General features: G+C 56.8%; 15 protein-coding genes and 1 pseudogene. 6 read left to right on the top strand and 10 right to left on the bottom strand.

Annotated elements, in window-relative coordinates; translation table 11 throughout:
• Positions 1–4: 4 nt before the first annotated feature.
• Both DXXMK7_RS00935 and DXXMK7_RS00930 read right to left on the bottom strand, forming a co-directional pair.
• Positions 5–550 carry a hypothetical protein gene (locus tag DXXMK7_RS00935; protein WP_038917464.1) on the bottom strand — a complete coding sequence of 182 codons (546 nt, stop codon included), beginning with the start codon at positions 548–550 and terminating at the stop codon, positions 5–7.
• Between the two features lie 88 nt (positions 551–638).
• Positions 639–1103: a tRNA (cytidine(34)-2'-O)-methyltransferase gene (locus tag DXXMK7_RS00930; RefSeq protein WP_038917463.1), complete on the bottom strand. Its 465-nt coding sequence runs from the start codon at positions 1101–1103 to the stop codon at positions 639–641.
• 232 nt (positions 1104–1335) lie between these two features.
• Here DXXMK7_RS00930 and DXXMK7_RS21485 point away from each other — a divergent pair, with 232 nt between their 5' ends.
• Entirely contained in the window at positions 1336–1617 is a 282-nt protein-coding gene (locus DXXMK7_RS21485) for a DUF2756 domain-containing protein (RefSeq protein ID WP_039695771.1), read from the top strand.
• A 74-nt stretch (positions 1618–1691) separates the two neighbouring features.
• On the opposite strand, the gene DXXMK7_RS00920 is transcribed toward DXXMK7_RS21485, so the two are convergent.
• The 7 genes and pseudogenes from DXXMK7_RS00920 to DXXMK7_RS22435 form a co-directional block, all read right to left on the bottom strand.
• Positions 1692–2648, bottom strand: coding sequence for an AEC family transporter (locus tag DXXMK7_RS00920; protein ID WP_038917461.1), 957 nt, complete (start codon positions 2646–2648; stop codon positions 1692–1694).
• A gap of 186 nt (positions 2649–2834) precedes the next feature.
• On the bottom strand, positions 2835–3578 hold the full coding sequence (ugpQ, locus tag DXXMK7_RS00915; RefSeq protein WP_038917460.1) for a glycerophosphodiester phosphodiesterase: 744 nt from the start codon (positions 3576–3578) through the stop codon (positions 2835–2837).
• Positions 3575–4651: a sn-glycerol-3-phosphate import ATP-binding protein UgpC gene (locus DXXMK7_RS00910; RefSeq protein WP_038917459.1), complete on the bottom strand. Its 1077-nt coding sequence runs from the start codon at positions 4649–4651 to the stop codon at positions 3575–3577. The genes ugpQ and DXXMK7_RS00910 overlap by 4 nt, the downstream gene beginning before the upstream one ends.
• A 6-nt stretch (positions 4652–4657) precedes the next feature.
• The gene (ugpE, locus tag DXXMK7_RS00905) at positions 4658–5506 is read right to left on the bottom strand and encodes a sn-glycerol-3-phosphate ABC transporter permease UgpE (protein WP_038917458.1); all 849 of its coding nucleotides are present in this window, start codon (positions 5504–5506) and stop codon (positions 4658–4660) included.
• 29 nt (positions 5507–5535) lie between these two features.
• The gene (gene ugpA, locus DXXMK7_RS00900; RefSeq protein WP_038664443.1) at positions 5536–6423 is read right to left on the bottom strand and encodes a sn-glycerol-3-phosphate ABC transporter permease UgpA; all 888 of its coding nucleotides are present in this window, start codon (positions 6421–6423) and stop codon (positions 5536–5538) included.
• An 83-nt stretch (positions 6424–6506) separates the two neighbouring features.
• The gene (ugpB, locus tag DXXMK7_RS00895) at positions 6507–7826 is read right to left on the bottom strand and encodes a sn-glycerol-3-phosphate ABC transporter substrate-binding protein UgpB (RefSeq protein WP_038664440.1); all 1320 of its coding nucleotides are present in this window, start codon (positions 7824–7826) and stop codon (positions 6507–6509) included.
• Between the two features lie 333 nt (positions 7827–8159).
• Positions 8160–8297: pseudogene (locus tag DXXMK7_RS22435) on the bottom strand (serine hydrolase); the annotation flags it as partial.
• Positions 8298–8773: 476 nt separating this feature from the next.
• Here DXXMK7_RS22435 and DXXMK7_RS00890 point away from each other — a divergent pair.
• From DXXMK7_RS00890 to DXXMK7_RS00870, 5 genes are all read left to right on the top strand, one after another.
• Positions 8774–10456, top strand: coding sequence for a methyl-accepting chemotaxis protein (locus tag DXXMK7_RS00890; RefSeq protein ID WP_038917456.1), 1683 nt, complete (start codon positions 8774–8776; stop codon positions 10454–10456).
• Positions 10457–10785: 329 nt separating this feature from the next.
• Complete coding sequence (locus DXXMK7_RS00885) at positions 10786–12459, top strand: methyl-accepting chemotaxis protein (RefSeq protein ID WP_050569982.1); 1674 nt, start codon at positions 10786–10788, stop codon at positions 12457–12459.
• A gap of 537 nt (positions 12460–12996) precedes the next feature.
• The gene (locus tag DXXMK7_RS00880) at positions 12997–14673 is read left to right on the top strand and encodes a methyl-accepting chemotaxis protein (RefSeq protein WP_038917455.1); all 1677 of its coding nucleotides are present in this window, start codon (positions 12997–12999) and stop codon (positions 14671–14673) included.
• A 1061-nt stretch (positions 14674–15734) separates the two neighbouring features.
• Positions 15735–17363 (top strand): methyl-accepting chemotaxis protein, encoded by a 1629-nt coding sequence (locus DXXMK7_RS00875; RefSeq protein WP_038917453.1) that lies wholly within the window; start codon positions 15735–15737, stop codon positions 17361–17363.
• Positions 17364–17935: 572 nt separating this feature from the next.
• Positions 17936–19561: a methyl-accepting chemotaxis protein gene (locus DXXMK7_RS00870; RefSeq protein ID WP_038917452.1), complete on the top strand. Its 1626-nt coding sequence runs from the start codon at positions 17936–17938 to the stop codon at positions 19559–19561.
• 97 nt (positions 19562–19658) lie between these two features.
• On the opposite strand, the gene DXXMK7_RS00865 is transcribed toward DXXMK7_RS00870, so the two are convergent.
• Complete coding sequence (locus DXXMK7_RS00865) at positions 19659–20582, bottom strand: hypothetical protein (protein WP_038917451.1); 924 nt, start codon at positions 20580–20582, stop codon at positions 19659–19661.
• Positions 20583–20806: the final 224 nt, after the last annotated feature.

Below are 20806 nucleotides of genomic sequence, written 5' to 3'. Positions count from 1 at the left end.
GCGTTCAGTCGTCCGACAGAATCCCCGCCATAAAACGTTCGGTGTCTTCGCGGCTGTGCAGCAAGATACGCTGTGGCGTCACGACTCGCTGCGATGGCGCGCACTGCTCAAACACCCGCAGATGCCCGCTGAACGAGCTGTTGCTTTGCCGCTCCCGGTACTCGCCCGCCCAACGCAGCAATTCGGCCAGCGCCGCTTCGTCGCCGCCACGGCGCAGCCCGCGCTGACGAATATTGGTCAGGCATTCCTCCACCGGGATATCCAGCCAAACCAACGCGGTGGCTTGCTGCACCACTTCCTGCATCAACCAGCCGTAAACCCCTTCCATGATCCAGCATTCAGCCTGCGCCAGCTCCCGAGCCTCGGCTTTGACCAGCGCCCGGTCGCGCGCTTTTCCGTAGCCGCCCGGCTCCCAGTTGATCAGATCCAGGTCGATGGCGGGCGCCTGTAGCCGGGCCGCCAGCTGTTCCGCCAGCCAGCTTTTCCCCGAACCGCTGTTGCCCATGATCAGGGTGCGCCGCAGCGCAGAAGCAGGTATCGAACAGGTCATCACGCGCTCTCCTGTTGGTCGTTCCGATGGGTTAGTCGTGTCGATGGGTTAGTCGTGTCGAACAATTGGCCATGACGGGCGAGGCGCGTCAGCGTCGGCCGCCAAAGCCATTCTGCCGCCAGGCCTCGTAACTGATGATCGCCACCGAGTTGGACAGATTCAAACTGCGGCAGTTGGGCTCCATCGGGATGCGGATACGGCATTCCGGTGTGAAGCCGTTGCGGATATCATCCGGCAGACCGGCGGTTTCAGAGCCGAACAGCAGCACATCGCCCGGCTGGTAGTCGGGTTCGTCGTAAGGGCGGCTGCCTTTGGTGGTGCAGGCGAAAATCCGGTGCCCCGCCACCGCCAGCAGAAAGTCCTGATAGTTGCGATGACGGCTGACATTCGCCAGATCGTGATAATCCAGCCCGGCGCGGCGCAGCTTTTTTTCCTCGAAATCGAAGCCCAGCGGTTCGATCAGATGCAACGAACAGCCATTGTTGGCCGCCAGACGGATAATATTGCCGGTATTGGGCGCAATCTGTGGCTCATAGAGCGCGATATGAAACATGATGAAATCAGGTACGAAAAAAGGTGGGCGTCAGTATAGCCTATTCCACGCTCACGCCCCAGCCGGGGCTGGCGCCGCGAATCGTCTGAAGTGCCACATATGAATAGTGCCACACCTGAATATGCCACACCTGAATAGTGCCCACCTGAATAGTGTCGCAGAAGGCGGGGACGACGCCCCGATTAACGGCTAGAATAAAGCGGTATCCGACAGCCGTTTCCCCGGAGGAATCATGAAAATAATATCTCCCCTGATGCTGCTCCTGAGCCTGCCGTTGCTGGCGCAGGCCGCCACGCAACAGATATCGCCCCAGCAGCAGCAATTTGAAAACGGCATCAGCAGCCAGAAGCGGCTGCTGCAGGAGATGCAGCAAAATCAGGCGTTGCAGCAACAGCAACTGAATAGCGACATCCAGCAGCGCAGCCGTGAACAACAGCGCCAGCTGCAACAGCAACTGGAACAGAATCGCCAGCGCATCCAGCAATCCGCTCCGGGCAATACCAACCGGTACTAACGCTCAACCGATACTGACGTTTCCAACCGGTTCCCGCCGCTCACCTCAGGATGGTCGGCGGGTTGCGAATGGGGCTATACTCTCACGCCCATCAGCGTCAGAATCAGCGGTGTGGTAATGCCGGCCAGCGCGGTCGACATCAACAGGCTGGCGGCGACCGGGCCGCCCAGCACATTGAATTGCCGGGACATCAGGTAGATATTGACGCCCACCGCCATCGACCCCAGCAGCACCACGACTCGTGTTTCCATCTCCGGCAGACCCAGCGCCACCGCCAGCACCCACACCACCAGCGGCTGCACCACCAGCTTGATAAGACAAATAGCGACGCTGATTTGCCAGCCGTCGCGAATACGGTATTCCGCCAGCCCCATGCCCAGCGCCACCAGCGACAGCGGCACGCCGATCTGACTCAGCATACCAATAGGCTTATCGATGCTATCCGGCAGCGGCAATCCGGTGAGGCTGTAGAACGTGCCGGACAGAATGCCGATGATCAGCGGGTTTTTCAGCACGCCGAGCGCGGTTTTGGTGAACCCCTGCATCGACAGCGAACCGTTGCGCGCCCATTCCACCGAAACGGTCACCAGCGTCCACAGAATCAGGCCGTTGAACACCAGCACCAGCGCCACGGACGGAATCGCCTGCGGGCCGAGCATCAGGGTGGCGATCGGCAAACCGAGCATCACGTTGTTGGAGAAAATCCCGCTGAGCGAAAACACCGAGCCGGACACGCCATCCAGCCGAAACACCCGGCTGGCGACAATCCGACCCAGCACAAACACGATGAGACAGCTGCCAAAGAAGGCGATCAGCAACCGGGCGTCCACCGCCGGTCGTTTGGAGAAATCGCACATCATGCGGAACAGCATGGCAGGCAGCGCCACTGAAAATACGAATTTGGTCAGCGCATCGGTTACGGTCGACGGCCAGCGGCCGAAGCGAATCAGGCCATACCCCAGCGCAATCAGCACAAACAGCGGCAGTGAAAGAAAAATCTGGTGCCAGAGAGAAAGAATAAACGTGGGCATCGCCCTTCCTTAAAAAACGCGCGGCTCACCCAGGCGAAGGCTGATGGCTTATCACGACGGCGCAGCAATAGCCCCGTCGGGGGAACGGGCCGGGCGGCCCGAGGTCATACAGGATACGCCTGAAGAAACACGCCGGTTTATTGGCCGGCGTGGCGCGCTGTCGGGACAGACGACATTCAGCCGGCGTTAATTAAATTGTGGTCCAATCAAATCTATCCGGTCGGTACAGATACAGTCAACGCCCCACTGCAGCAGGATGCGAGCGCGATCCGGTTGATTAACGGTGTACACCAGAATACGCAACCCGGCGTCTTTCAGCAGCCTGATGCGCGCCTCATCCAGCAGTTGGTGATTAAGGTGGATCGACACGCAGCCCAGCCGTTCGGTCAGGATGCGCCAGTCGTCGTCCCACTCGTCCAGCAACAGCCCGCGCGGCAGCTCCGGCGCCGCCTGCTGCGCGGCCTCCAATGCCGCAACCGAAAACGACGACAGCAGCGGCGCGACCGGATGGTTCTGCCACAGTTCGCGCGCGGCCAGCGCCACCACGCGACCGGTCAATTCCTCGCAGCCGGTGGTCGGTTTGATCTCGATATTGGCCGCCAGACCGTACTGTGCGCAACGCTTCGCCACTTCCGACAACAGCGGCAGGCGTTCGCCGTGGAACTGGCGGCTGTACCAACTGCCGACGTCCAGCCCCACCAGCTTGTCCCACGGCAGCTCGCCCGCCACGCCCCAGCCGTTGCTGGTGCGTTCAAGCGTGTCGTCGTGCAACAGGAAAATCTGCCCGTCCTGCGACAGCTTGGCGTCAAACTCAATCATTTTGTGGCCGTGATGCGCGCCGACATCAATCGCCGCCAGCGTATTTTCCGGCGCCAGAGAGCCGCCGCCGCGGTGGGCGACGATAGCAGGATAAGGCCAGTTCGGGGTCATGCTTCCATCCGTAATCCGCTTTGCGAATCAAATATATGCCAGGATGCGGCCGGCAGATTGAGCCACAGGGTTTCCCCCACCGCCGGACAATGCTCGTGCGACAGGCGCACCACGATATTCTGCCCCGCCCATTTGCCGTGCGCCAGATTATCCGCGCCCAGCAATTCCAGCGTCTCCACCACCAGCGGCACGCCGCCGGCGTCGGCGGTGGACTGCAAAATGTGCTCCGGGCGCATGCCAAGCGTGACGTCGCGCCCTTGCCATGCCGGTTTTGCGACCGGCAGCGGCAGCGAGAAATCCGCCGACAGCGCGACCCGGCTGCCGTCGGCGCTCACCTGTCCGGCCCACAGATTCATGGCGGGCGAGCCGATGAAGCTGGCGACAAACAGCGACGCCGGTTTGCGGTAAATCTCCGCCGGCGCGCCGATCTGCTCCGCCACGCCTTTGTTCATCACGATCACCCGGTGCGCCAGCGTCATCGCCTCCACCTGATCGTGGGTGACGTACAAGCTGGTGGTTTTCAGCCGTTTGTGCAGCTGTTGCAGTTCAAGGCGCATCTGCACCCGCAGCTTGGCGTCAAGGTTGGACAGCGGTTCATCAAACAGGAATACCGCCGGCTCGCGCACGATGGCGCGCCCCATCGCCACGCGCTGGCGCTGGCCGCCGGACAGCTCGCGCGGCTTGCGGTTGAGCAGCGGTTGCAGTTCCAGAATGCGCGCCGCTTCTTCCACCCGCTGGCGAATCTGCGCTTTGCCGAAACCGCGAATTTTCAGGCCGTACGCCATGTTGTCGTAAACGCTCATATGCGGATAGAGCGCGTAATTCTGGAACACCATCGCAATGCCGCGATCTTTCGGCTCTTTGTCGGTAACGCGTTCCTCACCGATGTAAATATCGCCGCTGGAGGTCTGCTCCAGACCCGCCACCATCCGCAGCAGCGTGGATTTGCCGCAGCCGGACGGGCCGACCATCACCACGAATTCGCCGTCCGCCACATCGAGATCGATCGGCTGAATCACTTGAGTATTGCCGTCATAGGATTTGGTGACGGCCTGAAGTTTTAAACATGCCATAAGATTCTATTTCTCACTATCAACCAGACCGCGAACAAACCAGCGCTGCATCAGCAACACAATCAACAACGGCGGCAGCATGGTTATCAGCATCGCCGCCATCACCTGATGCCAGGGCGTAGCGGTGTCGCCGGTGGCGATCATGCTCTGGATCCCGGCCACCGCGGTGCCCAAATGGGGGTCGTTGACGATCAACAGCGGCCACAGATACTGGTTCCAGCCGTAGATAAAGGTGATGACAAACAGCGCCGCCAGATTGGTTTTGGACAACGGCAGCACCATGTCGAAGAAAAAGCGCATCGGGCTGGCGCCATCGATACGCGCCGCTTCCAGCAGTTCGTCCGGCAGCGTCATGAAGAACTGGCGGAACAGAAACGTGGCGGTGGCGGACGCCATCACCGGCAGTGTCAACCCGACATAGCTGTTGGTCATATGGAGATGGGAAATCACCTCGACCGTCGGGAAAATACGCACTTCCACCGGCAACATCAGGGTGGAGAAAATCATCCAGAAGAACAGGTTACGGCACGGAAAACGGAAATAGACGATGGCGAAAGCCGACAGCATCGAGACGCTGATTTTGCCGATGGTGATCGCCAGCGCCATCACGAAGCTGTTAAACAGCATCAGGCCGAACGGCGCGCTGTTGTTGTCGCCTACCCCGTGCCGCCAGATATCCGCCAGGTTTTCCCACAGGTGGCCGCCGGGCAGTAGCGACATCGGCACCAGGGACATCTGTTCCGAACTCATGCTCGCAGCGACAAACGCCACGTACAGCGGGAACAGCACCACCAGAATGGCGACCACCAGCATGGCGTGACTGAACATATCCAGCCCGCGACGGTTTTCAATCATCCGGCTCCCTGTCATTACGTATTTTGCGGTCATTGATAATTCACCTTACGCTCGACAAAGCGGAACTGAATCACCGTCAGCACGGTCACCACCAACATCAGTATCACCGACTGCGCCGCCGAACTGGAGAGATCAAGACCGGCGAACCCTTCGCGGTAAATCTTGTAGATCAAGGTAGTCGTGGCCTGCACCGGCCCACCGCCGGTGGCGGCGTCGATCACCGGGAAGGTGTCGAAGAAGGCGTAGGTCAGGTTGACCACCAGCAGGAAAAAACTCACCGGCGAAATCAGCGGCAGCACCAGATTGAAGAAACGGCGCACCGGCCCGGCGCCGTCAATCGCCGCCGCTTCAATCAGCGAGCGGGGAATGGACTGCAACGCCGCCAGGAAAAACAGGAAGTTGTAGCTAATCTGCTTCCATACCGAGGCCAGCACCACCAGAAACATCGCCTGACCGCTGTGCTGGGCGTGATTCCAGTCGTAACCCCACTGATGCAGCAGCCAGGTAATCAGCCCCAAACCGGGGTTGAACAGAAACATCCACAGCACCGCTGCCACCGCGGGCGCGACCGCGTAAGGCAGAATCAGCAGCGTCTGGTACAGGCGGCTAAAACGCAGGGTGTAATCCACCAGCGCGGCCAGAAACAGCGACACGATAAGCCCAGACGCCGCCACCAGAAAACTGAACAGCAACGTGGTGTAAAACGAGCCGAGGTAATAGCTGTCGTGGAACAGATTGGTGAAGTTATCCAGCCCGACAAACTGACTGGAGAGGCCGAACGGGTCTACGCTCTGCACCGAGTACCAGAGCGCCTGCCCGGCGGGCCAGAGGAAAAAGATCACCGTGATGGCCAGCTGCGGCAGCACCAGCAGGTAAGGCAGCAGGCTGCGGCCAAAAACAGGACGGGAAGCAGTCATGCACAATGCTCTCAGAAAACAGGATTCTCAGAAAACCGGGTTCTCAGAAAAGGGTGGCCGAATCCCTTCGGCCCGGAATACGGTTACTTGTTCGCTTGTTCGAAGCGGCGCAGCAGCGCGTTGCCGCGTTCCACAGCGGCATCCAGCGCCTGCTGCGGGGTTTTCTTACCCGTCCAGACGCTTTCCAGCTCTTCGTCCACGATGGTGCGAATCTGCGGCATATTGCCCAGACGCAGCCCCTTGGTGAACGGCAGCGGTTCCTTGTTCAGCATCTGACGGGTGGCGATGTCGGCGCCGGGGTTCTTGTCATAAAAACCCTGCTGCTTGGTCAGCTCGTAAGCGGCGGTGGTGATCGGCAGATAGCCGGTCTTCTGGTGCCACTCGGCGGCGATTTCCGGCGTCGACAGGAACTGCATGAACTCAGCCACGCCTTTGTAGGTGGCGGCGTCTTTGCCGTTCATCACCCACAGGCTGGCGCCGCCGATAATGGCGTTCTGCGGCGCGCCTTTCACGTCGGCGTCATACGGCATCATAGCCACGCCGTAGTTGAATTTGGCGTACTGACGAATATTCGCCAGCGAACCGGACGACGCGGTGGTCATGGCGCAATCGCCGTTGTAGAACTTCTCGGTCGGCTCGTCTTTGCGGCCGTAGTAGGTGAAGTCCCCTTTCTTGTTCATGTCTTCCAGCATCTGGATGTGTTTGACCTGAACCGGCTTGTTGAACTCCAGCACCGCATCAAGACCGTCGAAGCCGTTGTTTTTGGTGGCGATCGGCAGGCCGTGCCAGGCGCTGAAGTTCTCAATCTGAATCCAGCCCTGCCAGCCGCTGGCGTAGCCGCATTTCATGCCGGACGCGCGCAGTTTGGCGGTGTACTCAGCCATCTGCTGCCAGGTTTTCGGCGGCTGTTCCGGGTCCAGACCCGCTTTTTTGAAGGCGTCTTTGTTGTAGTACAGCACCGGGGTGGAGCTGTTGAACGGCTGAGACAGCAGGTGTCCGGTTTTGGAATCGGAGTAATAACCGGAGACGGTCGGCACGAAGATTTTCTCGTCGTACGGCACGCCGGCATCTTTGAACACCTGATACACCGGCTTAACTGCCTTGCTGGCCATCATGGTGGCGGTGCCCACTTCGTACACCTGCAGGATAGCCGGCGCATTGCCGCTGCGGAACGCGGCGATACCGGCCGCCAGGCTCTGCTCGTAGTTGCCTTTATACACCGGCACGATTTTGACGTCGCTGTGCGTCTGGTTAAAACGGTCAGCCAGAGAATTAACGGTTTTACCCAGTTCTCCTTCCATCGAATGCCAGAACGGGATTTCGGTAACAGCCTGCGCTTGTGCGCTGGCGGCTAACGCCATAATGACAACGGCGGCGGTTTTACGGATAGCGTGCTGAAACATGCTGTCTCCTGAGATCATGTGGGTGCTGATCATTGCGGATGCTGATAATTGTTGGCGCCATGAGCGAAAAAGCGCGTTTTATGTTCGGCTGTAACATGACACGCCCGGATGACAGAAAAATAACTGCATCATGACAACCGGATGACAAGTGCATACGATTGCAGCGGGGAGAAAAACCGGCAGTAAACCGATACGACAGGTGATTATTTTTTATAAAATAATCATGACATTATAAAAAACAACCTTACGCCAGGATGATGGGCAGGAACGCCCACAAGAATACGGACTGCGCATCAACGCCGCACCCGATGGCATTTTATTTCCCGCGGTCGGTCAGCGTCGCTTCGCTAAATCCGTTAATAGAGCAATCCCCAGATAGTTACTCCAGTTAAAAGCGTTTTGCAGGACGACAATTGCGTTGCCATTTTGCTTATCAAAGCCGATAAAACTGGAATACCCGCCGATTATCCCAGCGCCGCACCTCTCGCCGGAGCCGCTTACCATCGCGAGCCAATCACGGCGACGCATTATCCGGCTATCGTCATCGACACACCCTTGCGGTAAAAACGCGATCGGAATTGCAGAAATACCACCGGAAATTATTCTTTTGATACTTTATTTGAAAAGTTTATATATTGCATTCGACAAACCAATCTCTATTCCTTACTCTTATTAACCAATAAGCTCCACTATAAACTTCAATTCCAGTTACTTTCTTATATTAATTATTGGAGTTAAAGATTCTTGTTATCGATTTTTATAAGACCATTACCTCTCTATCTATTTAAAAAGCAATCGTAATAAACAGGAGATCTGTCGGCTGACCCACAAAAATTATTCACATGAAATAGAACTAACCCAAATTATACACACATAGAGCTATTTCCATTTTACCTCCTGGACGAGGTCCCGAATAAACGCATGGAATACACGACGTAAGGATATCTATGAACGCGCTGAAAAAAATAAAACTGGGCACCATGTTGAGTGCCGGATTCGCTCTCGTCATCGTGATTGGTCTGCTGGTAGCGACATTTGGCCGAACCCAACTGGCGGGGCTGGGGGACGACATCGATCACCTCTCCTCCACCACACTCACCAACATGATGCTGATTCAGGAAGCCAAAACCGGCTTCGACACCAATTCCCGTCTGGTGCGTAATATTGCGCTCAGTAACGATCCTGAACGCATCGCGCGCGAGAAGCAGCTGATCGACCGGCAAATCGCCCGCAACACCGAGGTGCTTAAACAGTTATCGGAACGGCTTGATACACCGGAAACCCGTGATCAGCTTAACCAGTTGACGCAGGCGCGCCCCGCTTACCTGCAGGCATTCAATAATGCGGTGCAATTGGGTATTTCCGGCCAGCCAGAGCAGCGCGATCAGGCCCGTGAACTGATTCTCAACGACATGCAGACCGCCCAGAACGGCGTCTTCCGGGCGCTGGACAACATGCTCGACTTCCAGAAAAAAATCACCATGAACGTGGTGGCGGATTCCATGCAAAACGCCCGTTCAGACGGCACGGTAATGCTGGCGCTGGCGCTGGCCGCCGCGGTGCTCGGCGCGCTGACCGCCTGGCTGATCACCCGCACCGTCAAAGGCCAGCTGGGCGGCGAGCCGATTTACGCCGCGGCGGTTGCCCAGCAAATCGCCGACGGCAATCTGGCCTTTAATGTCGAACTGCGCGCGGGCGACAATCACAGCGTACTGGCAGCCATGAACGACATGCGGGAAAAACTGGGGCAGATCGTCACCCAGGTACGCCAGAGCAGCGAATCCATCGCCACCGGCGCCAGCGAAATCGCCGCCGGCAGCACCGACCTGAGCCAGCGCACCGAAGAACAGGCCGCCAGCCTGCAACAAACCGCCGCCTCTATGGAGCAGATGAGCCAGACCATCCGCCAGAACGGCGATACCGTGCGCACCGCCACCAAACTGGCGCAATCGGCCAGTTCAACCGCCGCCAAAGGCGGTGAGGCCGTCAACAATATCGTCCGCACGATGGAAGACATTTCCGTCAGCTCGCACAAAATCGGCGACATTATCAGCGTCATCGACGGCATTGCCTTCCAGACCAACATTCTGGCGCTCAACGCCGCGGTGGAAGCCGCCCGCGCCGGCGAGCAGGGCCGCGGCTTTGCCGTGGTGGCGGGCGAGGTGAGAAATCTGGCCCAACGCTCCGCTTCCGCCGCCAAGGAAATCAAGGAGTTGATCACCGCCAGCGTCGAAACGGTGGAAGCCGGTTCAACGCTGGTGGGCGAAGCCGGGTCCACCATCGACGAACTGGTGAAACAGGCGCGCCACGTGGCGGATTTGATTGGCGAAATCGGCGTGACCACTCACGAGCAGGAATCCGGTATTTCGCAGATTAACGATGCGGTTAACCAGCTCGATCAGGTCACCCAGCAGAACGCGTCTCTGGTGGAAGAGTCGGCCAGCGCCGCCGACAGCCTGAGCGATCAGGCCGCGCGGCTGGTGGAACTGATGAGCATATTCACTATTCAGAATGCGTTTAACAGCCAGAGCGACTTGCTGCAAAAACCGGGAACCGGGTTGAAAAAACCAACGCCATCCAAACTGGCGCTGGCGAGCAACGCCGGCAACAGCAACTGGGAACAGTTCTGAGTTTACCTTTCCCCTGACCGCCGCCGTTACGGTGGCGGTTTCTTTCGAATTTAGCCCCTGACGACCGAAGTCTTCACACCAAAAAGGTCAATAAAGCGACCAGCACCCCGGCAGCATGAAAGATGGTGGGTATAGCGAATATCTATTACTCAACCAGTGCCATTTTGGTTATTTATATCCTGACCTTACCAGCCACGACGCCACACAGCCGCCGACAGCCTTCAGGCCTAACGCGGCGCATAACAATATCAGCGTTTTATTGTTCTTTTTGCTATGCATTGAGCCGCCATGCCATTGGCGCTGTTACCTCAACCGCTCAGGGGGGACGCATGACTACATTCAGTAATACCAGCTTCTGGAATATCAGCTTCAAAAACATCAGGCTTTCCACCCGGCTCAACTCGGGTTTTGCGTGGGTGATCGTAATCGGTTTTCTTATTGCGTTATTTGGTCAGTTCCAGCTACGAAAACTGAGCGCCGACATGCAGTTGCTGTCGAAATCACACATGGTGACGTTGCTGCAGTTGGAAAGAATGAAAGACCACCTCAACGATGCCGCCCGCCGGGTACGCAACATTGCGCTCCTGAATGACAAAACGCAGCGAGAGCAGGAAAAACAGCGGCTGGATGAAACCAACGCCAGCATGACGAAGCTGGTCGCGCAAATCGTACAGGCCGCTGACGACCCTGACATGCAGCGAGGGCTGCAACAGCTCGACCAGTTTCGTCCCGCCTATAGCGAAGCGATGAACAACGCCGTGGAAGCGGGTATGGCGGGGCATCCGGTACAAGCGCGCAATATTATTGTCGCCGACCTGCAAAAAGCGCAGGAAGGGATTTTCACCACGCTGGATAAAATGATCGACGACCAGTCCTCGCTAACCTTGTCGATGGCTAACGACGCCGAGCGGCAGGCCAATCAGGCGGGGTTGCTGATGCTGGCGCTGGCGTTGGCAGGCTGCGTTATCGGCGGCGCCACCGCCTGGTATTTGAGCCGCTACATCCGGCGCCAGCTGGGCGGCGAGCCCCAGTATGCCGCCCGCATCGCCCAGGAAGTCGCGCAGGGAAATCTGGCGGTCAGCGTAGACCTCGCCCGCCACGACCAACAGAGCCTGCTGGCTTCGATGCATGCCATGTGCGACAGTCTCGGTCACATCGTCGGCCAGGTGCGCCAGAGCAGCGAATCCATCGCCACCGGCTCGCAGCAGATCGCCATGGGCAACGCCGATCTCAGCCAGCGCACCGAAGAGCAGGCCGCCAGCCTGCAGCAAACCGCCGCCTCAATGGAGCAAATCAGCCAGACCATCCGCCAGAACGGCGAAACCGTGCGTGAGGCCGCCCAGCTCGCCACCACCGCCAGCGATACCGCCGCCAAAGGCAGCGACGTCGTGGGTAACGTTATCCGCACTATGGACGACATTACCGCCAGCTCGCGCAAAATCGGCGACATTATCAGCGTCATTGACGGCATTGCCTTCCAGACCAATATCCTGGCGCTTAACGCCGCGGTGGAAGCCGCCCGCGCCGGCGAACAAGGCCGCGGCTTTGCGGTGGTGGCTGGCGAGGTACGCTCGCTGGCGCAGCGCTCCGCCTCCGCCGCCCGGGAAATCAAAGGGCTGATTACCGAGAGCATGGAAAAAGTGGAAAGCGGCTCGCAACTGGTTGGTCACGCCGGCACCACCATGGACGATATCGTGACGCAGGCGCGCCACGTCGCCGATTTGATCAAGGAAATCGGCGTCACGACCACCGAGCAGGAATCCGGCATCGGCCAGATTAATCAGGCGGTCAACCAGCTCGATCAGGTCACCCAGCAGAATGCCGCGCTGGTGGAGCAGTCCGCCAGCGCCGCCGACAGCCTGAGCGATCAGGCCCGCCATCTGGTGGAACTGGTGAGTATGTTCACTATCCACCATACGGCGTCACGCCAGCCTGCTGAGCCGATACAAGGGCGCCCATTCCAGCCTCAGATGGCGCTGGCGACAAACATCAACCCAACCTGAGGATGGTTCTCGCATGACGCCTGGACAAGCATCATGGAACAACGGTATTTAGCGCCGCGCCCTAGATAAAAACACAAAGAACAATCATGGGCGCAGCCAGTTTAGATACGCGGTACGTGAAGATTTCGGGCACAGTCCATTCATTCAATATGGCACGTTAACTTGGTCTATTGGGATAGGCTCTCGTATAAAAATGAGAGCCTATCGCCGACGTTTACCCTATTGACATGGCAATACTCACTGTTACTGAGAAATTCTATTTCTCCAGCATTGAACATCATCAATCAATATAAAGTCACGCACATAACTATTATTAAAAATAGCATTAACCACACCTAAAAAATAAAATAGCGTTCTGAAAACAGAAAATGAAAAATAAAAATGTAACCAAATAAAATCACCCTTCTTCCTTAAGATATAACAAAGATTCATCAATTAGATTAATCCCCGAAATCACAGATAATCTGACGATCGTATTATCAATTTTTTGTTCATATCGGTTTATCGTGATTAAAAACAACTTTTAGGGGATAAACCATGAGCATTCTCAAGAACATGAAACTTGCCACCATGCTCGGTGCCGGTTTTGTTATCGTACTGATTATCAGCTTTTTTGTTTCTACCTATGGGCAATTTCAATTACGACAGCAAAGTGACAATATCAATGCATTGGCCAGCGACCAGATGGAAGGGCTGCTGCTGATTCAAGAACTAAAAGATAATCTGAACAGCGTCGCCATTTCGGTACGTAACCTGACGCTGTTTACTGCACCGGATCAGGTAGCGCAGGAAAAACAGCGCATCAACGAAGTCATTATCAGAAATGGCGAAATCCTGAAGCGCATCGCTGAATTGGCAAATACTCCCAAAGAAAAGGCACTGTTTGAAGCGATCAACCAGGTACGGCCAGCCAGCCTTGCCGCTACGCAGAACGCCATTTCACTCAGTCTGAATAACAAGCTGGATGAAGCCAAAAGCGCCATTATGAATGAAGTGAAACCGACGCAGGACAATTACTTTAAAGCCATCAACGACATGGTGAACTACCAGAAAAGCGATACCCGGCGGTCGGCTGACGATGCCAGCGACTCGGCGCGCTCCGCCGGTATACTGATGCTGGCATTCACGGGTATCTCTACGGTACTGGGCCTCGCTATCGCCTGGCTGATTACCCGCAGAATCAAAAGCCTGCTTGGCGGCGAGCCTGTGTATGCCTCCGACATTGCACGCCAGATTGCCGGCGGCAATCTGGCCATCAACGTCGATCTGCAACCGGGCGATACCGCAAGCCTGCTGGCCGCCATGAACGATATGCGCGACAGACTGAGCAAGATTGTGCAGCAGGTACATGATAGCAGCGCATCCATTTCCACCGGCTCCAGCGAAATCGCCATCGGCAGCAACGATCTGAGTCGCCGTACCGAGGAACAGGCCTCCAGCGTACAACAGACCGCCGCCTCCATGGAGCAAATCAGCCAGACCATTCGTCAGAATGGCGACACCGTACGCGAAGCCGCCCAGCTCGCCAACACCGCCAGCCAGACCGCCGCCAAAGGCAACGAAGTCGTGCGCAACGTGATCACCACCATGGGCGATATCAGCACCAGTTCCCGTAAGATTGGCGACATCATTGCCGTGATTGACGGCATCGCCTTCCAGACCAACATTCTGGCGCTTAACGCCGCGGTGGAAGCCGCACGCGCCGGCGAACAAGGCCGGGGGTTCGCGGTGGTGGCGGGAGAAGTACGCTCACTGGCGCAGCGCTCGGCGTCCGCCGCCCGTGAAATCAAGGAGCTCATCACCACCAGTATGGAAAAAGTGGCAAGTGGCTCTCAACTGGTGGAGCACGCCGGTGAAACCATGACGGATATCGTCACCCAGGCGCAGCACGTTGCCAACCTGATTAGCGAAATCGGCGTCACCACGCAGGAACAAGAATCCGGTATTTCACAAATCAATCAGGCTATTACCCAGATGGATAGCGTAACCCAGCAAAACGCGGCGCTGGTCGAAGAGTCCGCCAGCGCCGCCGACAGCCTGAGCGAGCAGGCGGCAAAACTGGTGGAACTGATGGGCGTATTCACTATTCACAACACATTTAGCAGCCAGACTCCCCAGCGGCAGCCACACTCGGCGCCTGCACGCAAAAAACCGGCACGATCCAAACTGGCATTAACGAACAAAGCCAATCACAGCGACTGGGAACAGTTCTGACATTTACCCCTCCGCCGTCACCGCCTGCGGCGGAGGGTTTCCACCTTCACTCCTGTTAATCTTCCTCGCGCCCGGTAACACGCTCCGCATCGCCGGCAACAGAAAATGACCATTAAGAGCCTATCCCAATAGGCGTAATTGGCGTAGCCAGTTTGGACACGGACAGCGCGGAGAAGCCGGAGCGTACACGTAGTACGTGAGGATTTCGAGCACTGCCCAGGGCCAAAATGGCAAGTAAAATAGCCTATTGGGATAGGCTCTAACAGTTGCCAATAATTGCCGGACATAGCCTAACCCAGTAAGAATAAAAACTCATCAACCGGGCGAAAAAAGGGATCCAGCGATTTATTCTTTCACATAAAATAAATGAAATTCTATTCATAGTTGGGATTTTATTTTTGTCATTTCCATTAAAAACCTTTTTTTAACTATGCAGAAATAAAATAACCATCATAGCAACACTCTTTCATTTTGATTCATCGACAAACCCTTAAAAACTCGACATACTGCCTTCTGTTCAGGAAGAACCTTCTCTCAGGCATCCGTATTGCCTGAATAACGTGTTTTCATTTTTATTTTTTCAGGTTTGATTAGCAGCCTGAATCAATTATATACCTAATAGATTTCTGGTTGCAGCATACGGCTCACCGTAATCCTGCATGCGGGCAGGCCGGATAACTCAAACAACCATGTTAAATATAAGGGTATAGATTTCTTAACGGTTTAATATTCAACCCATATACAGGGGGGCATGTACTGACGAAGACTCTTCGCCGGCTACCTTGTCATTGCCTGAAACAGGTTACGGAAGCCGACATTTATACCCTAAATAATTCGAGTTGCAGGAAGATGGCAACCGAGTGAATCCCCAGGAGCTTACTCAAGTAAGTGACTGGGGTGAGCGACAAACTGGCGTAAGCCGATTTGAACGCTGCTGGCAGCGGCCCCAAAGGGGCGAGGCCCATAAAATGGGCCGAGTAACGCAGTCAACGCACCTGCAACTTGAAGTATGACGGGCATATCAGGGAAATAAATTAATCTTATATAAATAAGGTGACGCTATGCGTTTTTTTAAAGACATGAAACTCGGATCCATGTTAGGCACCGGATTCACCCTGGTTATTGCGATCGGTTTTCTGGTCGCCATTTATGGTCAGCTTCAGCTTCGTCAACTCAGTGGGGATATCCAGTCACTCTCAAAGGAACGCATTACCAATTTGTTGTTGATACAGGAATACAAAGACAACCTGAATATCGCAGCGCGGGTTATCAGAAATATTGCCCTGCTTTCCGACCCCAAACAGATGACTACGGAAAAACAGCGTATTGATGCGATCATCCCAAGAAACAGCGAAATTATCGCCATCTTGCGTAAAACTTCGGTGACACCGGAACAAAACGCCTTGCTCGACCAGCTTGAACAGAAACGTCCGGCTTATCTGGAAGCGGTCAGAAAAGCCATCGAACTGGGGCTATCGAACCAATCAGAGAAGGCAAGAAGCCTGATTCTGGGCGACGTGCGCAACGCACAGGACGCACTGTTCAAAGTGATAGAAACCATGCTGACCTACCAGAAAAACGCGACCTCTACGGCAGCTGACAGCTCGGAATCACAAGCCGACAATGCCGGTATATTGATGTTGTCGCTGGCAGCGCTGATTGCCGTCGCCGGCAGTCTGATCGCCTGGCTGATTACCCGCCGCATCAAGGGGCAACTGGGCGGCGAGCCGGCTTATGCCTCACATATCGCGCAACAGGTGGCGCAGGGCGACCTGTCCGTCGATGTCATACTGAAAACCAGCGACCACCACAGTCTACTGGCCGCCATGCGTGCGATGCGCGACAGCCTCAGCCACATCGTCGGCCAGGTGCGTCAGAGCAGCGAATCCATCGCCACCGGTTCGCAGCAGATAGCGATGGGCAACGCCGACCTCAGCCAGCGCACCGAAGAGCAGGCCGCCAGCCTGCAACAAACCGCCGCCTCGATGGAGCAAATCAGCCAGACCATCCGCCAGAACGGCGAAACCGTACGTGAGGCCGCCCAGCTCGCCACCACCGCCAGCGACACCGCCGCCAAAGGCAGCGACGTCGTGGGTAACGTTATCCGCACTATGGACGACATTACCGCCAGCTCGCGCAAAATCGGCGACATTATCAGCGTCATTGACGGCATTGCCTTCCAGACCAATATCCTGGCGCTTAACGCCGCGGTGGAAGCCGCCCGCGCCGGCGAGCAGGGCCGCGGCTTTGCGGTGGTGGCCGGCGAGGTACGCTCGCTGGCGCAGCGCTCCGCCTCCGCCGCCCGGGAAATCAAAGAGCTGATTACCGAGAGCATGGAAAAAGTGGAAAGCGGTTCGCAACTGGTCGGTCACGCCGGTACCACCATGGACGATATCGTGACGCAGGCGCGCCACGTCGCCGATTTGATCAAGGAAATCGGCGTCACGACCACCGAGCAGGAATCCGGCATCAGCCAGATTAATCTGGCGGTCAACCAGCTCGATCAGGTCACCCAGCAGAATGCCGCGCTGGTGGAGCAGTCCGCCAGCGCCGCCGACAGTCTGAACGATCAGGCCCGCCATCTGGTGCAGTTGATGAATGTATTTGTGGTCGCGGGAAATCACCGGCAAGACGAACACGCCGCGTATCCTCCCCGTGCCGATTTACGTCTGGCGCTGACATCACGCTAACCTACCGATCTGATTCATACCGTGGGGAAGCGGAAAACGAATTCCACTTCCCCATACAGGCGGCATATATCCTGAATTATTTACGTCGCCGCAAATCCCCGGCCGCTTACTCAGGTAAGTGGCTGGAGCGAGCAACAACGGATCTGCAACATGAAGTATGGCGGGTATATTTATTCCGAAATATTGCCGCCCTGCCGGCCGATATTCTTTTTACCTTCCGCCAATGCAGACGCATTCATCAGCCATAATGTTTAACGACGTTAAATGTTTTAGTGGATGATATTTTTATCAGGCAACCACTGGCCTGTCGTTATCCTGCCCGCCTATTTCCCCGCTCACCGTACCAACCAGCTGTCGTATACATTTTGTTAAAAAGTTAATTAACTAAAAAATCATTTCGTTACCTACCGCTAACAGGTTGAGATCAATTCGCGACGGATTATTTCCGCTATGGATTGCTTCGGCAACGTTTTCGTCGCCAGCGCCCATCACGACCAATACGCACAGTTCGCTTCACACCAGGAATGCGAATCCATTCATGACGGCAACACTAAAATAGAATAAGGCACATGATGCAGATACTAAAAAATATGAAACTCGGCGCTATGCTCGGATCCGGTTTTATACTGGTCATCCTGATAGGCTTTATCGTCGCGATTTTCGGACGCAGCCAGCTGATTCATGTGGGCAATAATCTGGATTACCTGTCCAATATTCGCCTGAATAACCTGATTGCCATGCAGGAAATTAAGGACAACCTGAATGCGGCCGCCCGCATTATTCGGGAAAGCGCCATACAGACCGACGCCGCCCACCTCGCTCAGGAAAAACACGATCTTGAGCAGCTCATCGACCGTAACAACGACTTGCTCAGGCAGTTGGATGAAAAACTGAAGCTGAAAAAGTCACGCGAATTGCTGGCGCAAATTAATCAGGCGCGCCCGCCTTATTCCAATGCGGTACGGAAAGTGATTGAACTGAGCATGTCCGGCCAGCAGGAACAAGCCCGCACGCTGATTCTGGGCGACCTGTTGACCACGCAGACCGTGCTGTTCAACGCGATGGACACCATGATCACCGAACACAAGAACGACACCATCGCCATGTCGCAACGTTTCATGGCGGATGCCAGCTACTCCGGCACCCTGCTGTTGATCGTGACCGCCATCAGCGCCCTGCTGGGCGCCGTGGTAGCCTGGCTGATCACCCGCCGGGTGAAAGGACAGCTGGGCGGCGAACCGACTTATGCCTCGCATATCGCCCAACAGGTGGCGCAGGGCGACCTGTCCGTCGATGTCATGCTGAAAACCAGCGACCACCACAGCCTGCTGGCCGCCATGCGCGCGATGCGCGACAGCCTCAGCCATATCGTCAGTCAGGTGCGCCAGAGCAGCGAATCCATCGCCACCGGCTCGCAGCAGATTGCCATGGGCAACGCCGATCTCAGCCAGCGCACCGAAGAGCAGGCCGCCAGCCTGCAACAAACCGCCGCCTCGATGGAGCAAATCAGCCAGACTATTCGCCAGAACGGCGACACGGTGCGCGAAGCCGCCCAGCTCGCCACCACCGCCAGCCAGACGGCCGCCAAAGGCAGCGAAGTGGTGAGCGACGTCATTCGCACTATGGAAGAGATCACCACCAGCTCACGCAAAATCGGCGACATTATCAGCGTCATCGACGGCATTGCTTTCCAGACCAACATCCTGGCGCTGAATGCCGCGGTGGAAGCCGCCCGCGCGGGTGAACAAGGCCGCGGCTTCGCGGTGGTGGCCGGCGAGGTGCGTTCGCTGGCGCAGCGCTCCGCTTCCGCCGCCCGGGAAATCAAAGAACTGATCACCGAGAGCATGGAAAAAGTGGAAAGCGGCTCGCAGCGCGTCGGCCACGCCGGCGTCACCATGGAAGAGATTGTCTCTCAGGCCCATCATGTCGCGGAATTGATTCAGGAAATCGGCGTAACCACCTCAGAACAGGAATCCGGCATCGGCCAGATCCATCAGGCGGTCAGCCAGCTCGATCAGGTCACCCAGCAGAACGCCGCACTGGTGGAACAGTCCGCCAGCGCCGCCGACAGCCTGAACGCTCAGGCCGGTCATCTGGTACAACTGATGAATGTGTTCGTCCTCGCCAGTCACACCGTTCAGCCGCAGCGGTCACACGATGACAGCGCCGCCTGGCGTCTGGCGCTGGCGTCACGCTAACCCACCGCGCAAGCGGCATATCGGGCAAGCCGTCGGGGAGGAGGAAAAACGCCGACTCCCCGAATTATTGCGCGTAGCCACGCTGCGCGCCTGACCATCAGACCTGTACATCAATCGAGACATTACCCGCGGGACCGACAGACAGATCGACGCTGACTCCGCCTCCCGTCATGCTCATCGACTGAACCGTCTTCTCCGTGTCGGCAATATATTGATTTATGGCCTGAATCTGTTTCTGGGCTTCTTTGTCGTCGTTTCTGCTGGCATGTTTCACCATCGCCAGCAGCGATTTCAGCTCGCGGACGGCATCCTGCACCGACTTCGCATCCGCCCTGCGCTGCTGCGACCCGGCGCCCCGTTCGGTGATTGCGGCCGCCACGCTCTGCAATTGCTCCGCCTCCTGCGCGGATGCGTCCCCATCGCTTTTGGCCGCCGCTGACGCCCCGGCTGCGTGGTCACTACCGTCCCCCACCCCCTCGGATTCGGCAGACGCGCTCTCGCCCGCGGCGGACACCGCCATCGCCCCGGAAAGCGCGGAAGCGGAAGTATCGCCACTGCCGTTAGCAACAGCGCCGGACTGATTTTCGCCGCCCGCCACGCCCGCCGCTCCGGTATTAGCCGCGCCGCTCCCCCCGCCTTCATTCAGGGTTTTAGCCGCCTGGCCCAGCTCTGCGGCCAGTTGGCGGATTTCGCGCAGCACGCCGGGAGGAACCGACTGACCGACCAGCGACAGCATCATCATCTTCAGCATCTGGATGCGCCGTTTGATTTGTTCGATGCGTCCGCGCGCCAGATCCTGCTCAAAATCGTTCATTTTGCTCATATTGGTCCGCATTGCGGTATCAATCCGTTTACGAACCTCGTCGCTGAATTGCACCAGCACGGAGGTGACCGACGGTTGTTCCTGGGGCGCATCCGCTTGCGCGCCGGCACGAGTCGTACTACCGGCGTCAGTATCAGTTTTGGCATTCTGCGCCGATGTACCCGCGGCAGAACGGTTGAAAGAGATGGGAGAAGTCATCGGGAATCCTGTGCAGTGCCTGTCATGAGTCATCAGCAAAGACTCAGCATGGAGGGTGTAGTCACACACCATCAGGCCGAATCTTTCTGACACATATTGAAACATAACGGCACCGCGCCCGCCGTCTTTAGGCCCGCGGTCTGTTAAAACATAAATATGCGTGAACCGTCGGACGGCGCCACGCACGCGGTTGGGCGCGCCCGCCGGGCTGGCGTCACTTTACC

Source organism: Dickeya sp. MK7, assembly GCF_000406305.1.
In the GTDB taxonomy this organism is placed as follows: Bacteria; Pseudomonadota; Gammaproteobacteria; order Enterobacterales; family Enterobacteriaceae; genus Dickeya; species Dickeya fangzhongdai.
Note: the sequence above shows the minus strand (reverse complement) of the source record. Positions and strands in the feature narration are given on the sequence as shown.

Bases quoted from the DNA above. Each gene is read 5' to 3' on its own strand.
- DXXMK7_RS00935 (WP_038917464.1), bottom strand. From the start codon at position 550: ATGACCTGTTCGATACCTGCTTCTGCGCTGCGGCGCACCCTGATCATG.
- DXXMK7_RS00930 (WP_038917463.1), bottom strand. From the start codon at position 1,103: ATGTTTCATATCGCGCTCTATGAGCCACAGATTGCGCCCAATACCGGC.
- DXXMK7_RS21485 (WP_039695771.1), top strand. From the start codon at position 1,336: ATGAAAATAATATCTCCCCTGATGCTGCTCCTGAGCCTGCCGTTGCTG.
- DXXMK7_RS00920 (WP_038917461.1), bottom strand. From the start codon at position 2,648: ATGCCCACGTTTATTCTTTCTCTCTGGCACCAGATTTTTCTTTCACTG.
- ugpQ (WP_038917460.1), bottom strand. From the start codon at position 3,578: ATGACCCCGAACTGGCCTTATCCTGCTATCGTCGCCCACCGCGGCGGC.
- DXXMK7_RS00910 (WP_038917459.1), bottom strand. From the start codon at position 4,651: ATGGCATGTTTAAAACTTCAGGCCGTCACCAAATCCTATGACGGCAAT.
- ugpE (WP_038917458.1), bottom strand. From the start codon at position 5,506: ATGATTGAAAACCGTCGCGGGCTGGATATGTTCAGTCACGCCATGCTG.
- ugpA (WP_038664443.1), bottom strand. From the start codon at position 6,423: ATGACTGCTTCCCGTCCTGTTTTTGGCCGCAGCCTGCTGCCTTACCTG.
- ugpB (WP_038664440.1), bottom strand. From the start codon at position 7,826: ATGTTTCAGCACGCTATCCGTAAAACCGCCGCCGTTGTCATTATGGCG.
- DXXMK7_RS00890 (WP_038917456.1), top strand. From the start codon at position 8,774: ATGAACGCGCTGAAAAAAATAAAACTGGGCACCATGTTGAGTGCCGGA.
- DXXMK7_RS00885 (WP_050569982.1), top strand. From the start codon at position 10,786: ATGACTACATTCAGTAATACCAGCTTCTGGAATATCAGCTTCAAAAAC.
- DXXMK7_RS00880 (WP_038917455.1), top strand. From the start codon at position 12,997: ATGAGCATTCTCAAGAACATGAAACTTGCCACCATGCTCGGTGCCGGT.
- DXXMK7_RS00875 (WP_038917453.1), top strand. From the start codon at position 15,735: ATGCGTTTTTTTAAAGACATGAAACTCGGATCCATGTTAGGCACCGGA.
- DXXMK7_RS00870 (WP_038917452.1), top strand. From the start codon at position 17,936: ATGCAGATACTAAAAAATATGAAACTCGGCGCTATGCTCGGATCCGGT.
- DXXMK7_RS00865 (WP_038917451.1), bottom strand. From the start codon at position 20,582: ATGACTTCTCCCATCTCTTTCAACCGTTCTGCCGCGGGTACATCGGCG.